The 12882-nt window shown below is 70.8% G+C and carries 15 protein-coding genes; 8 read left to right on the top strand and 7 right to left on the bottom strand.

All coding sequences use genetic code 11. The features are described from left to right. Positions 1 to 78: 78 nt before the first annotated feature. The gene (locus tag ACMW4R_RS15355; protein WP_418300313.1) at positions 79 to 612 is read left to right on the top strand and encodes a hypothetical protein; all 534 of its coding nucleotides are present in this window, start codon (positions 79 to 81) and stop codon (positions 610 to 612) included. A gap of 75 nt (positions 613 to 687) precedes the next feature. Here ACMW4R_RS15355 and ACMW4R_RS15350 read toward each other — a convergent pair whose 3' ends face one another. From ACMW4R_RS15350 to ACMW4R_RS15335, 4 genes are read right to left on the bottom strand one after another with little or no spacing between them, the layout of a single operon-like run. Beyond that, a complete protein-coding gene (locus ACMW4R_RS15350; protein ID WP_418300312.1) occupies positions 688 to 1440 on the bottom strand; it encodes a peptidase M56 family protein in 753 nt (250 codons plus the stop codon). Further along, complete coding sequence (locus ACMW4R_RS15345) at positions 1437 to 2018, bottom strand: RNA polymerase sigma factor (protein ID WP_418300311.1); 582 nt, start codon at positions 2016 to 2018, stop codon at positions 1437 to 1439. The genes ACMW4R_RS15350 and ACMW4R_RS15345 overlap by 4 nt, the downstream gene beginning before the upstream one ends. 22 nt (positions 2019 to 2040) lie before the next feature. Next, complete coding sequence (locus ACMW4R_RS15340) at positions 2041 to 2676, bottom strand: hypothetical protein (RefSeq protein ID WP_058596325.1); 636 nt, start codon at positions 2674 to 2676, stop codon at positions 2041 to 2043. Positions 2677 to 2729: 53 nt separating this feature from the next. Then, on the bottom strand, positions 2730 to 3158 hold the full coding sequence (locus ACMW4R_RS15335; RefSeq protein WP_058596324.1) for a YdeI/OmpD-associated family protein: 429 nt from the start codon (positions 3156 to 3158) through the stop codon (positions 2730 to 2732). A 274-nt stretch (positions 3159 to 3432) separates the two neighbouring features. Between ACMW4R_RS15335 and ACMW4R_RS15330 the strand changes: the two genes are divergently transcribed. The 4 genes from ACMW4R_RS15330 (at position 3433) to ACMW4R_RS15315 (ending at position 6088) form a co-directional block, all read left to right on the top strand. Next, positions 3433 to 3840: a DUF4383 domain-containing protein gene (locus ACMW4R_RS15330; RefSeq protein WP_058596323.1), complete on the top strand. Its 408-nt coding sequence runs from the start codon at positions 3433 to 3435 to the stop codon at positions 3838 to 3840. 2 nt (positions 3841 to 3842) lie between these two features. After that, positions 3843 to 4373 (top strand): hypothetical protein, encoded by a 531-nt coding sequence (locus ACMW4R_RS15325; RefSeq protein ID WP_418300310.1) that lies wholly within the window; start codon positions 3843 to 3845, stop codon positions 4371 to 4373. Between the two features lie 59 nt (positions 4374 to 4432). Beyond that, positions 4433 to 5341 (top strand): oxygenase MpaB family protein, encoded by a 909-nt coding sequence (locus ACMW4R_RS15320; protein WP_418300309.1) that lies wholly within the window; start codon positions 4433 to 4435, stop codon positions 5339 to 5341. A 195-nt stretch (positions 5342 to 5536) separates the two neighbouring features. Continuing rightward, a complete protein-coding gene (locus ACMW4R_RS15315; RefSeq protein ID WP_418300308.1) occupies positions 5537 to 6088 on the top strand; it encodes a DUF1992 domain-containing protein in 552 nt (183 codons plus the stop codon). Between the two features lie 174 nt (positions 6089 to 6262). Here the strand turns inward: ACMW4R_RS15315 and ACMW4R_RS15310 are convergent, their stop codons facing one another. Beyond that, positions 6263 to 7096 (bottom strand): aldolase/citrate lyase family protein, encoded by an 834-nt coding sequence (locus ACMW4R_RS15310; RefSeq protein ID WP_418300307.1) that lies wholly within the window; start codon positions 7094 to 7096, stop codon positions 6263 to 6265. Continuing rightward, positions 7093 to 8517: a cation:dicarboxylate symporter family transporter gene (locus ACMW4R_RS15305; protein ID WP_363335546.1), complete on the bottom strand. Its 1425-nt coding sequence runs from the start codon at positions 8515 to 8517 to the stop codon at positions 7093 to 7095. Before ACMW4R_RS15305 ends, ACMW4R_RS15310 begins: the two co-directional genes overlap by 4 nt. Positions 8518 to 8651: 134 nt before the next feature. On the opposite strand from ACMW4R_RS15305, the gene ACMW4R_RS15300 reads away from it, so the two are divergent. Continuing rightward, positions 8652 to 10250: an ATP-binding protein gene (locus tag ACMW4R_RS15300; RefSeq protein WP_418300306.1), complete on the top strand. Its 1599-nt coding sequence runs from the start codon at positions 8652 to 8654 to the stop codon at positions 10248 to 10250. Next, positions 10247 to 10930, top strand: coding sequence for a response regulator (locus tag ACMW4R_RS15295; RefSeq protein WP_418300305.1), 684 nt, complete (start codon positions 10247 to 10249; stop codon positions 10928 to 10930). The genes ACMW4R_RS15300 and ACMW4R_RS15295 overlap by 4 nt, the downstream gene beginning before the upstream one ends. A gap of 164 nt (positions 10931 to 11094) precedes the next feature. On the opposite strand, the gene ald is transcribed toward ACMW4R_RS15295, so the two are convergent. Beyond that, a complete protein-coding gene (ald, locus tag ACMW4R_RS15290; RefSeq protein ID WP_058628179.1) occupies positions 11095 to 12180 on the bottom strand; it encodes an alanine dehydrogenase in 1086 nt (361 codons plus the stop codon). Between the two features lie 155 nt (positions 12181 to 12335). Between ald and ACMW4R_RS15285 the strand changes: the two genes are divergently transcribed. Further along, positions 12336 to 12809, top strand: a complete 474-nt coding sequence (locus ACMW4R_RS15285) for an Lrp/AsnC family transcriptional regulator (RefSeq protein WP_418300304.1) — start codon at positions 12336 to 12338, stop codon at positions 12807 to 12809. Positions 12810 to 12882 lie beyond the last annotated feature (73 nt).

The raw sequence follows: 12882 nt of genomic DNA, 5'->3' as shown, positions 1-12882 counted from the left end.
AGTTTTCGCGAACGACTCGCCTGTGAGGCGAGCGGAACCACCGCACGACCGGCTGTCCGGACTCGAAAGCAGGCACTCATGAAGCACAAAATCACCAAGGCTGTGGCGTCTTTCGCCGCCGCTGGCGCACTGCTTTTCGCGGCGCCTGCGATGGCCCAGGCGTACGTTCCCACCGGCCCCAACACCGTGACGATCACCATCACGTCCAACGGTCCCGTTCCGGTTTCCGGCTTCCAGCCCGGAGCCGAAGTGACGTTCACGCTCGTCGGACGCGGTGTCACCGGTGCGAACATCGCCACCGCGAACCTCCCCGTCACCTCGGCGTCGGTCACCAAGACGGCCGACTCGTCGGGTGCCGCGACCGCCGTGGTCACGCTCCCCGCCAACCCGAGCGGCACCTACACGCTCGCTGCGAGCGGCGCCCGCGCCGACGGCAGCGCCGGCAGCGGCTCCGGCTCGAACCCGGGCGGCGGCACCGCTCTCCCGGCGACCGGTGTCAACGGTGAGTCGCTCATGGGCATCTACATCGGTGGCGGCGCGCTCGTGCTCGCCGGTGCGACGGTCGCGGTCGCCGCGAAGGTTCGTCGCAACCGCGCCGAGAACAAGGCGTAAGCACACACACAGCAACGAGTGAGGCCCCGTCGACTTCGGTCGACGGGGCCTCACTCGTTGCGTCACCACACCGGGTCACTGCACCACGAAATCCCCCACCCTCGTCACCCCGTCCGACAGGTACACCGGCACGACGACAGCCCGGCCGGCGCGCTCTTCCTGCCACCGCAACGCCTCTTCGGGTGACGTGAAGGTCTGGCTCGAGCCCGTGGCATCCGCCAACTCGTCAGCATCGACGTAGCCCTGACGGCCGTTCGTCGCGACGACGGCGATGAGGTCGGGCTCCTGCCCCGCGCCCGCCGAACCATAGGTCTGGCCGCGATCGTTCACCGCGAGGGGCACAGGCTGCGCCTCGAGGTAGGTCGCGGTGAGACGCCACCTCTCGTCGGCGCCGGACGACACCACGAGCTCGGAACCGACCGCGTCGACGGGCACGTCGATCCACGACACCGCGCTATCAGGGTGCGCGACGAAGTCATCCGCGGTGCACGTCACCGATCCCGCGGGAAAAGTGAAGGTGCCCGGCGTGAGGCAGCGCAGCTCGATACGGACCTGATTCGCGGCGTCGGGGCGAGGCGGCAGAACCAGCGTGCCGTCGCCCGAGCCCTCCGCGGTGACGGGAGCACCGAGCTCACTGGTGACCGTGCCGCCGGGGAGAGTCCAGAGCTCGGCGGTCGCCGCCGTCCCACCCGCGGCGAGCACGATCGCCCCCGCCCCCGCGATCAGGAACAGCTTCGCGCGGCTGCGCCGCTGCGGCAGCTTCGTCTGCGCGACGAGCTGTCGATGCAATCCCGCGCGGAAGACGGGATCGATGCGCGGTGCGTTCATGCGGAATCCTCCTCGCGTGTGGCATCCGGGACGAGATCGCGGAGCTTTGCCCGCGCGCGGGAGAGGCGAGCCCGCGCCGCCGCAGGACTGAGTCCCACCACCACGGCGGCTTCGTCAGCGCGATAGCCTTCGAGGTGCACGAGCATCACCAGCTGTCGATCGACCGCACCGAGCGGCGCGAGAAGCGCGCGGGCGTTCTCATCGGCGAAGACCTCGTCCTCGGCGGAGCTCGCGTCCGCCGAGCGGGGCAGGGTGTCGAGCAAACGCCGGTAGCGAGCCGACGAACGCTGGAGATTGCGCAGCGCGTTCGTCGTGGTCGCGAGCAGCCACGGCAGCGGCGACCCATCGACGACACGCACCGCGTCACGCCGGCGCCAGAGCTCGAAGAAGGCCACGGCCGTGGCATCCTCGGCATCCCGTCGATCGGATGCCAATCGCGCGGCGTGACGGAACACGCGGTCGACGTGCCGCTCGTAGAGGTCGCCCAATGCCCTTTCATCGCCGTCGGCGGCGACGCGGCGCCACAACCCGGCTTCGTCCATACCCGGGAATGTCCGGCCGACCGCCTCGTGTGACATTCCGGTCGCGGCGGATTCTGCGTCAGCGCGCGTTGGACTTGTTCTTCTTGCCGGTCTTGGCGGGTTTCTCGTCGTTCTCGGCGTCGGGGTTCTCGGACTCGGCCGCGGCCTTCTCTTTCGCCTTGCGCTTCGCCTGCGAGGCGAGGCGCGCGAGATCGACCATGCGCAGGGCGTCCATGCGCGCGCGACGCATCGTGGCGTAATCGGGATCGGCGTCGGCGGTCATGCCCTCGACGTCGAGGCGCTGCCGGAGGTTCGACTCGACGTCTCCCCACGCTGCCATCCGGGCGGCCGCCACCAGGGCCTCCACGCGCGCCGGATCGTCGGCGAGGGCACGCAGCTCTTTCGCGACCCCGCGCGACTGGTTGGCGCGCCGGCGGAGGTTGCGCGTGTCGCGATCGCGGTAGTCGTGCGTTCCCGAGGAGTCGGAGAACCGACCCCACGCGCGCTTCCGCTGGTGCGTCACCCGCTCGGCAGCTTGGTCTTGCTCGTCAGCGAGAGCCCGAAGGGTTTTGCGCGCGAAGTCAGCGAAGACCTCGCTGTCGAACTGCCCGCCTCGGGCGATCGTCTCGACGAGGATGCGGTTGCGCACCGTGAGCCGTGCCGCCGCCGTCGCGATCGACAGCCCCTCGGCAATGGCATCCTTTGTGCGACCCACGACATCCTCCCCTCCCAGGTTATCGGTCGGGGCGTTCGAACGAGCCGGTCGGACTAGCCGAGCTTGGCCACGATCGCGTCGATCCGGCGGGCGCGAGTGTCGGCCGCCTTGGCTCCCTCGACGTTCGTCACATGAGCCTTCCGAGCGCTGGGGGACAGCGCATCGAATGCCTCGCGCACACCCGCTTCGGCGAGCGCGGACGCGAGGTCGGCGGGCACCTCGACCGTGCGCGGCGCAGTGTCGAGCTGCAGATCGACGGTGATGGCATCCCCTCCCGAGAGGCCCGTCGCGGCACGCTTGTCGGACGAGAACGGAATGAGCATCTTGCCGGCCATGACGCCGATCGTGCTGGAGTACACGTAGCCGTTCACATCGACGACGACGGCCGCGCGCTTCCCGCCTCCCAGCGCGTCGACGACCTCGGGCGGGACTTCGATACCGGTGTTGTTGCCCATCTGCGACAGAGTCGTTTCGAACTTCATGAGGCGAGTGTGGCAGAGCGAATCGGTACGTGAACAGCGTGTGAAATGCAATCCCCCGAGGAGGCGCCCCGCCGGTTCGTATGGTGACCTATGTAACGGAGGGCCTCGGAGAGTACTCGGGGGCCTTCTGTCGTTTCCGGACACCGGCGCGTTGAGAGCCTGCTTGTACCGGACAAAGCGGGGTCGTGCAAAGCCCAATCCGAACCAGCCATTGTCTCCGAAGATGTGAGGAAGGCGGCCACGAGGTCGCTGCTAACTCACTGGGAGGTTCACCATGAGCTCTTCACCTAACCGCCTCGTGGCCACGATCTTCGGGGCCGTGTACCTGCTCGTCGGTCTGCTCGGCTTCGCCGTGACCGGCGGTGTCGGCTTCATCTCGAACGAGGGCGGCCTGCTCCTCGGCATCTTCGAGGTCAACCCGCTCCACAACATCGCCCACCTCCTGATCGGTGGCGCTCTGCTCGTCGCTGGTCTCGCGAACGCCCGTGCGGCGAAGGGCGTCAACACCACCGTCGGTGCGGTCTACCTGCTCCTCGGTATCGTCGGCTTCTTCCTCATGGGCCCCGCCAACATCCTGGCCCTGAACGTGCCCGACCACTTCCTGCACCTCGCCAGCGCCGTCGTGCTGCTGGGTGTCGGCCTCGGCACCGAGCGCAACGTCCCCCGCACCGCGGCGGTCTGACCATGAACGCTGCGACCTTCGTCCGGTCGTGGCCCTCGGTGTTCGCATGGGGGGCCGGCCTGATCACCGCCGCCCTCGGTGCGGGCGCCATCACCCGTCCCGATTCCGGGGCCGCCGCGAGCGGCCTCGGAATCGGGCTGGTGGTCCTCGGGCTCGCCGCTCTCGCGTGGGGTGGCGTCGTCCTCTGGGCGGGACGTCTCGTCGTCCCCGCCCTCGTACTCGGCGGCAGCCTCGCCGCGATCGTCGGCGCGACAGCCCTGCTGTTCGTGGTTCCGGCGCACACCAGTGTTCTCGCGGTGGCCGCGGCATCCCTTCTTTTCGTCATCGTCGGCGCGAGCGCCGCGGTGCACCTGCGTCGTCGGCGCCGCGCCGCTCATCCCGAGCGCACCGCGCAGCCGATGAGCGTCGTGGGCCTGCTGGTCGCCGCCGCGGTGATCGCGGTCGTCGTGACCCCCGCGCTGGGCGCGGCGCAGAACGCCGTCCTGCTGCGTGACGACGGCACCGTGCCGGTCATCTCGCACGAGGGACACTGAATCTCTCGATGCCGCGACACCTCGGCGCCCGTCGTGCGCGGCGGTGGCACGCTGGAGAGGTGACCGACGCCTCCCCCGTCCCCGACTGGATCGCGTCGCTGCGGGGAAAGCTGCTCGTCGCCCTCGCCGGAGACCCGACAGGCATGGCCCCCTACGTGCGGGCCATCGCCGAGGGAGACGACGCCGGATACTTCGCCGAGAACGGCCCCGCGTGGACGGTTCACGCCGGAATGGGGACCCTGGTCGCCGGCATCCGAGCCCTTCTGCTCCAGGCGCTGCACCCGGGCGCCCTCGCTGGCGTGCACGACTGGTCGCGGTATCGCGAGGATCCGATCGGACGCCTCACTGGCACCGTGCGCTGGGTCATCACGCTCACCTACGGTTCTCGGACACAGGCGGATGCCGAGACCGCACGCGTCGGCCGGTTCCACCAGCGCGTGAAAGGGGATTACCGCGCTGGGGATGGAAGCGAGCGGGCGTACTCCGCCGAGGCGCCGGACCTCGTGCGCTGGGTGCACCTCGCCTTCACCGACGCGTTCCTGTCGGGGCACGAGGTGTCGCGGAAGCCGATCCCGGGCGGCGCGGACGCGTACGTCGCCGACTGGGCGACCGCGGGGCGGCTCATGCGCGTCGTCGATCCGCCGCTCACGCGCGCAGCGCTGCGCGCCGAGATCGACGGCTTCTCCGAACGCGGTGAGCTGCGGGGCGGCGAGCGGGTCGACGATGTGGTGCGGTTTCTCCGTAAGCCCCCGTTCCGCGGGGCGATGGGACTCGCCTACCGGGTGCTGTTCGCCGCGGCGGTGGCGACGATCCCGCGCCGGTACCGCGCGATGCTCGGCGTGCGGCGCTGGCCGCTGCCCGTGCTGAGCGTGACGCGCGTCATTCTGCGGGTGACCGAGCGGGCGCTCGGGTCGGGTCCGCGCGCGCAGGACATGGCGCGGCAGAGGTTGCGGCGCCTGGGGGTGTGAGGCGGGGGCGGTTGCTGACGATGGGCGTGCGAAACTCCGGACATTTCGCCCGTTCGACGCCACGGTGGCCGCGGGCGGGGGCTGTGACATCCATTTCTCCGGAGTCCGGCACGCTGCACCGGCTCGAACTCGCACTGCCGCGCGCCGGCCCCCGTCCGACCGCGCCGTCGTAGCCTGGAAGGACCGGAGGTGCCCATGAGCGACGACCCACGCCAGTCGGCCGAGCGCTACCGGCTCGACCGTGAGCTGCGCGAGAGCGGACTCGAGCCCGAACCCGCGGCGAATGGGCCGCAGCGCGGGTCGACCGCGGCGGAGCGGGCCGCGTTCGTCGAGACCTCGATCCAACAAGCGATCCGCCGCGGAGAGTTCGACAACCTGCCCGGCGCCGGCAAACCCCTCCCCGATCTGGGCGGGACGCACGACCCCGACTGGTGGATCCGACGCAAGATCGAGGCGGAGCAGCTCACCGGTCTCGGTCCGCCCGCCCTGACGCTGCGCGTCGAGTACGCCGAGCGCGCCGAGCGAATGGATGCCATCGCCCGAGAGGCCGACGTCCGTGAGGCGCTGCACGACTTCAACCGGCGCGTCATCGAAGCGCGTCGTCAGCTGCAGGGCGGGCCGCCCGTGGTGACGCCGACCGTCGACGTCGAGGCCGAGGTGGCGGCGTGGGCGGAGCGGCGGCGTGCCCGGGAGGAAGCGGCGGCCGTCGCGCCGGTGGTGCGGCGGCGGTGGTTCCGGCGGGGCTGAACGCGCCGGGGTTGCGGCGTTGAGTGTCCAAGACACACGGACGCCTCAGAAAACTGTCCGCGTGTTTTGGACACTCAACGCGGGAACGCGGGAACGCGGGAACGAGGGAACGCGGGAACGCGGGAACGGGGGCGGCCCGGCGCGGTGCCACGGCGCCCGGCGAGCGCCCGGCGGCTACAGCGCGGCGAGGGCCTCGGCCCGCTCCACCAGCGCGCGAGCGCGCGCGAGCGTCGGGGCGTACGAGCCGTCGACCGGGCCGTCGGGCGACGCCGACAGCAGCGCCCGGGCGCGCTCGACCTCGTCGGGTGCGGGCGTGAAGCCGGCGTGGGCGCCGGGGACGGCGGCATCCTGAAGCGCGAGAGTGCCGGTGAAACCCATCGCGACGGCGTGGAGCGCGGCATCCCGAGCGTGATCCGCCGGACCGCACGGCCCGTCGATCGGACCCGCGATCCCCGCGGCCGCTGAAGCGACGACGAGCTGCGCGCGCGGCCACGAGAGGGCGAGGCGGTCGGCCGACATGCCCGTGTCGCGGCGGAAGTCTCCGGTGCCGAAGGCGAGGCGGCGCGTCGCGGGGTGCGCGGCGATCGCGGGGGCGGCGAGCAGGGCCGCGGCCGACTCGACCATCGCGACGATCGGGACGCCGTCGGGAAGGGATGCCGCGACGTGGGCGACATCGGCGGGGCCCGCGCACATCGCGAGCACGACTCCGGCGAGGCGGTCGTCGAGCTCGCGGCCGAGGGCGAGGTCGTCTTCTCCGTCGAGGGTGCCCGCGGCGCTGATGCGCAGCCAGACCGGAGCGTGGGCCGCCGCTCGACGTGCGCGGTCGCGTCCCTCGGCCTTGCGTCCCGAGGGGAGGCCGTCTTCGAGGTCGAGCACGAGCACGTCGGCCGCGGTCTCGAGACCGCCCGCGAGGGGCGAGCGGAGCATCCAGGTGCGCGCGAGGTCGACACGCGCCGGGGCGGGGGCGGCCGAAGCCGCCCCCGCCGGGGTGTTGTGGGCAAGGCTCACGAGCGACCCTTCGCCGCAGCCTCCGCCTCAGCCTGAGCGCGGAAGGCGTTGAGCGCCTGCGTGTCGACCGTCGCGGGGAGCTCGGTCTTGGCATCCGCGGGTGTCGCCGAGTGGTCGTGACCGGTGAGGAGCGTCTCGTCGAACGGGATGTTGCCGGCGAGCACCTCACGGACGCGCTGTCCGTCGTACTGCTTGGTCCAGGCGCCGATGAGGAGCGTCGCCACCGCGTTGCCGGTGAAGTTGGTGACCGCGCGGGCCTCCGACATGAAGCGGTCGATGCCGACGATGACGCCGACGCCGTTGACCAGGTCGGGGCGGTAGGCCGAGAGGCCGCCGGCGAGGGTCGCGAGACCGGCACCGGTGACGCCGGCCGCGCCCTTGGAGGCGATGATCATGAAGATCAGGAGGCCGATCTGCTCGGGGATCGACATCGGCGCGCCCATGGCGGTCGCGATGAAGAGGGACGCCATCGTCAGGTAGATGGCGGTGCCGTCGAGGTTGAACGAGTAGCCGGTCGGGACGGTGATGCCGACGACGGGCTTCGAGACGCCGAGGTGCTCCATCTTGGCGATGAGGCGGGGAAGAGCGGCCTCCGACGACGAGGTGCCGACGATCAGCAGGTACTCGCGGCCCAGGTACTTCATGAGCGAGAAGATGTTGACGCGGGTGACGGCGAACAGGAGACCACCCAGGACGACCGCGATGAAGAGGAAGCAGGTCAGGTAGAACGCACCCATCAGGATGCCGAGGCTGATGACGGCACCGAAACCGGTCTTGCCGACGACCGCGGCGATGGCGCCGAAGGCACCGACCGGAGCGAGCCACAGGATCATGCCGAGGATGCGGAAGACCAGCACCTGGAAGTTCTTGATCCCCTCGACCATGCGCGCCCCGCGCTCGCCCATCCCCTGCAGCGCGAAGCCGACGAGCAGTGCGATGAACAGCACCTGGAGGATGCTGCCGCCCGTGAAGGCCGAGAAGAACGTCGTCGGGATGATGCCCAGGATGAAGTCCTGCGTGGTCGTCGCCTCGGGAACGGCGTCGTACTGCGCACCGGCGATGTTGAGGCCCTCGCCGGGGTGGATGATGTTGCCCACGAACAGGCCGATGCCGAGCGCGAAGGTCGACATCACGAGGAAGTAGCCGAGCGCCAGGCCGCCGATCTTGCCGACCGTGGAGGCCTTGGCAATCGAGCCGATGCCCACGACGATCGTGCAGAAGATCACCGGGGCGATCATCATCTTGATCAGGCTGACGAAGCCCTTGCCGATGGGCTCGAGGGTCGTCGCGAATGCGGGAGCGACGAGGCCGACGATCACACCGGCGACGACCGCGAGGATGACCGAGATGTAGAGCCAGTGGTTGCGGTCGATCCTCTTGCGAGGCCGGCCGTCGCGCGTGGTGCGGAGTGAGAGTGCCACGGGTGTTTCCCCTTTTCTAACGCCTTCGTTGAGTCCGGCGGGGGCGCCGGTCGATGTGAAGACTTTGATCGAGGCGGGGCGGGGGAACCATTTGTGGTCGTATTGTTCACGGCAGGCGCGACGAAGGGTGTGACATGCGACTGAGCGTGGGTGGGCGGCTGGCGCTCGTCTCCCTCGGCGTCGTCGTGCTCATCGCCGGTGTGCTCGCGGTGCTGCTGTCGTTCCAGCTCAGCGACTCGGGGCAGCGCCAGGCCGAACAGGTCACCCGCTCGGTCGCCGAGACGCTCGCCCACGAGCCCGACGTCGCCGCGCTCGTCGAGAAACGCGACTCCGACACCCTGCAGCCCATGGTCGAGGCGATCCTGGGCGACGCCGACCTGTCGTTCGTCACGATCATGACGCCGGACGGCATCCGTCTCACCCACCGAAATCGCTCGCAGATCGGACAGGAGTACCAGGGTTCGCGCGAGGAGGCCCTCGCCGGCCAGACCTACACCGAGGTGTACGAGGGCACCCTCGGCCCATCGGTGCGCACGATCGCGCCGATCCGCGAAGGCGGCGACGAGGACGGCCCGATCGTCGGGCTCGTCTCGGTCGGGGTCACGCTGGGCGCCGTACAGCAGGACCTCGCCGCTCGCGTGCCGTTGATCGCCGTGGCATCCGCCGCCATCGTCGGCGTCGGCGTGCTCGGGGCGCTGTACGTGCGTCGCAGCGCGCGACGGGTGACCGGGTCGTACACCCCGGCCGAGCTGTCGCGGCTCGTCGAGAGCTACGAGACGGTGCTGCACTCGCTGCGCGAGGGGCTCGTCGTCACCGACCGCGAGGGCCGGATCGTGCTCTACAACGACGAGGCCGCCGACCTGCTCGGGCTCCCGCCCGCGACGATGGGCCAGGTCTCGCTCGATCCGCACGACGTCGACATGGACGCCACCCTCGCCGAGGCCATCTCGACGGGGCGCCGCATGGTCGAGGAGACGGTGGTCAACGGCGATCGCGTCCTGCTCGTCAACCAGGAGGACGCGCGAGACCTCAACGGACGGCGGGCGCCCGAGCGCGGACACGTCATGACGCTCCGCGACCGCTCCGAGCTGCAGGCACTGCTCGGCGAGCTCGAGGGCGTCCGCACGCTCAGCGACACCCTCCGCTCGCAGACCCACGAGCACGGCAACCGCCTCCACGCGCTGTTGGCGCTGCTGGAGCTCGGGCGGCTCGATGACGCACGGCGGTTGATCGTGGCATCCACCGGCGAACGGCAGGAACTCGCCGACCGTCTCGTCTCGGACGACGAGGATGCCGTCGTGGTCGCCCTCCTGCTGGGCAAGCTCGACGAGGCGGCCGAGCGCGGCGTGCGCCTCGACCTCGACGTGTCGGAGCCGCGGCCAAGACTGCCGCTCGCTCCCGCGGAAGCGGTGACGGTCGTCGGGAATCTCGTCGACAACGCTCTGGATGCCGCGGCGTCGGGCGCGGAGCCCCGGTGGGTGCGCGCGGCCCTGACGGAGAAGGGCGGCGATGTCGCGATCGAGGTGTCGGACAGCGGCGGAGGGTTCGACCCGTCATTGCCCGACCCTTTCGCGTTCGGCGCTTCGACAAAGCCCGAGCAGGCACCCGGCGGCCGCGGCGTCGGGCTCGCGCTCGTGCGCGATATCGTGGCCGCCCGGGGCGGAACCCTGCAGATCACCGGCGACCCGACGACGGTGCGAGTGTTCCTGCCGTCGGTGGAGGAGGCGTCGTGATCCGGGTGCTCGTCGTGGACGACGACGCCCTCGCCCTCGAGCTGCACTCGGCGTACGTCGCGCGGGTGCCGGGCTTCGAGGTCGCGGGACAGGCGTCCGGAGCGCGCGCGGCCCTCACCGCCCTCGCCGACCCGGAGCGGCGGATCGACCTCGTGCTGCTCGACATGACCATGCCCGACGGCAACGGCCTCGACGTCGCGCGGCGGGTGCGTGCGGCCGGTTCGGGCGTCGACATCATCGCCGTGACGGCGGTACGCGACGCGGCGACGGTCCGGGCCGCCGTGTCGATCGGCGTCGTGCAGTACCTCATCAAGCCGTTCGCGTTCGCGGCGTTCCGCGAGCGCCTCGAGGCCTACCGCACCTACGTCGAAGGCCTCGACCGCGCGGCCGGTGACGCGACGCAGTCCGAGGTCGACGCGCTGCTCGGATCGCTGCGCACCGTCAGCCCGCCGGGGCTGCCGAAGGGCCTGAGCGACGAGACGCTGCAGGCCGTCGCGGAACGTGTGCGCACGGCATCCCGAGCCGTGTCGTCGACCGAGGTCGGCGAGACCGAGGGCATGTCGCGGGTGACGGCGCGCCGCTACCTGGAGCACCTCGCCGACGTCGGGCGGGTGCGCCGCGTGCCCCGGTACGGGGGCCAGGGCCGCCCCGAGATCACGTACGCGTGGGTGCGGGGGTAGGCACGCACGAGTCGCTCACCCGACTCCGCAGCGCGGGACGTGCCGGACGCACGGAACGCCTGTTGAGTGTCCAAAACACCCGGACTCCGCGAAAAATCGTCCGGGTGTTTTGGACACTCACCGTGGGCGGAGCGCCGGAGCAGGTCCGGGGCGGGGCGGGAGGGTCAGAGGGAGAAGGCGGCGCGGACGGCCTCGTTCGTGACCTCGCCGGCGCGGACGTTCAGGCCCTTCGCGAGGGCGGGATCCGCGGATGCCGCGGCGTCCCACCCGTGATCGGCGATCCGTGTGATGTAGGGCAGGGTCGCGTTCGACAGCGCGCGCGTCGAGGTGTGCGGCACCGCGCCGGGCATGTTCGCGACGCAGTAGTACAGCGAGTCGTGCACGCGGAAGGTCGGGGCGTCGTGCGTCGTCGGGCGCGACCCCTCGAAGCACCCGCCCTGGTCGATCGCGATGTCGACGAGCACGGAGCCGGGCTTCATCGCGGCGACCATGTCGTCGGTGACGAGCTTGGGGGCGGCGGCACCGGGAATGAGCACCGAGCCGATCACGAGGTCGGCGTCGGCGAGCTGCTCGGCGATCTCGAGGCGGGTCGACGCGCGGGTCTCGATCGCGCCGCCGAAGCGCTCCTCGAGCTGGCGGAGCTTGGGGAGAGAGATGTCGACGACCGTCACGCGCGCCCCGAGCCCGAGGGCGTTGGCGGCCGCGTGCTCGCCCGCGACGCCGCCGCCGATGACGACGACCTTCGCGCGCGGAGTCCCCGGCACACCCCCGGGAAGGAGCCCGCGCCCACCCGAGGCGCGCAGCAGGTGGTGCGCGCCCTCGATGATCGACAGGCGCCCGGCGACCTCGCTCATGGGCGCGAGCAGGGGCAGGGCCCGATCGGCCGTCTGCACCGTCTCGTATGCCACGGCCGTCGTGCCAGCGGCGATCAGGGCGTCGGTCAGGGGCCGGTCGGCCGCGAGGTGGAGGTACGTGAACAGCGTGAGGTCGGGGCGGAGGAAGCCGTACTCGGGGGCGATCGGCTCTTTCACCTTGACGAGGAGCTCGGCACGCGCCCACGTCTCGTCGGCAGTGGCGACGATCTCGGCTCCGGCCGCGCGGTACTGGTCGTCGCTGAACCCGCTGCCCTCGCCCGCACCGGCCTGCACGAGCACCTCATGGCCGCGGTGGACGAGAGAATCCACGCCCGCGGGCGTCATCGCGACGCGGTTCTCGTTGTTCTTGATCTCGGTCGGCACGGACACGCGCATGGGTTCCTCCTCGATCGACTGAGCGTTGCGGAGAGGATCGCAGAAACGAGTGTTTCCGTGACGTTAAACCGCTGATCCTTCGAATGGATGCCGCTCGATCGGCGTATTGTCGAACGCAGATACTCCAAACGCCACCGTCGACCGAAGGATCTGCGATGCCCGACGACGAGCTTCACCCTCACGAGACGCGGATCATCGAACTCCTCTCCGCCGACGCGCGAATGACCAACGCCGCGATCGCCGACGACCTCGGCGTCGCCGCGTCGACCGCCCACGCCCGGCTGCGCTCCCTCGTCGATCGAGGTCTCATCGCCGGCTTCCACGCGGCCGTCGACCAGAGCAGGCTCGGCCGGGGCCTGCAAGCGATCGTCGGGGTCACCCTGCGGCCCGGACAGCGTCAGGAGAGCATCCGCGCGTTCGCGCACGACGTGCGCCGGCATCCGGATGTCATCCAGCTCTTCTTCCTCGGCGGGGCCGACGACTTCCTCGTGCACATCGCCGTCGACGACTCGTCCGCCGTGCGCCGCTTCGTCGTCGATCACCTCTCGGCACGGCACAGCGTGGCATCCACGCGCACGAGCATCATCTTCGAGTACCACCGGAACGCGGTCGCGGCCGACTTCGACTGAGCCACCCGCACACCGCACGGCCCGCGTCAACCCGGGGCCCGAAACGGGAGCAGCGCCGATCCTCGGAACATGA

Origin of the sequence: Microbacterium sp. S1037, from assembly GCF_048381605.1 — a bacterium.
GTDB lineage: Bacteria > Actinomycetota > Actinomycetes > Actinomycetales > Microbacteriaceae > Microbacterium > Microbacterium testaceum_B.
This window is presented reverse-complemented; position numbering and strand designations above follow the sequence as displayed.

What these genes read in the sequence shown, in the direction of transcription:
- ald (WP_058628179.1), bottom strand. Translation starts at nt 12,180, where the DNA reads ATGCGCGTGTCCGTGCCGACCGAGATCAAGAACAACGAGAACCGCGTC.
- ACMW4R_RS15285 (WP_418300304.1), top strand. Translation starts at nt 12,336, where the DNA reads ATGCCCGACGACGAGCTTCACCCTCACGAGACGCGGATCATCGAACTC.
- ACMW4R_RS15300 (WP_418300306.1), top strand. Translation starts at nt 8,652, where the DNA reads ATGCGACTGAGCGTGGGTGGGCGGCTGGCGCTCGTCTCCCTCGGCGTC.
- ACMW4R_RS15350 (WP_418300312.1), bottom strand. Translation starts at nt 1,440, where the DNA reads ATGAACGCACCGCGCATCGATCCCGTCTTCCGCGCGGGATTGCATCGA.
- ACMW4R_RS15325 (WP_418300310.1), top strand. Translation starts at nt 3,843, where the DNA reads ATGAACGCTGCGACCTTCGTCCGGTCGTGGCCCTCGGTGTTCGCATGG.
- ACMW4R_RS15355 (WP_418300313.1), top strand. Translation starts at nt 79, where the DNA reads ATGAAGCACAAAATCACCAAGGCTGTGGCGTCTTTCGCCGCCGCTGGC.
- ACMW4R_RS15345 (WP_418300311.1), bottom strand. Translation starts at nt 2,018, where the DNA reads ATGTCACACGAGGCGGTCGGCCGGACATTCCCGGGTATGGACGAAGCC.
- ACMW4R_RS15330 (WP_058596323.1), top strand. Translation starts at nt 3,433, where the DNA reads ATGAGCTCTTCACCTAACCGCCTCGTGGCCACGATCTTCGGGGCCGTG.
- ACMW4R_RS15315 (WP_418300308.1), top strand. Translation starts at nt 5,537, where the DNA reads ATGAGCGACGACCCACGCCAGTCGGCCGAGCGCTACCGGCTCGACCGT.
- ACMW4R_RS15335 (WP_058596324.1), bottom strand. Translation starts at nt 3,158, where the DNA reads ATGAAGTTCGAAACGACTCTGTCGCAGATGGGCAACAACACCGGTATC.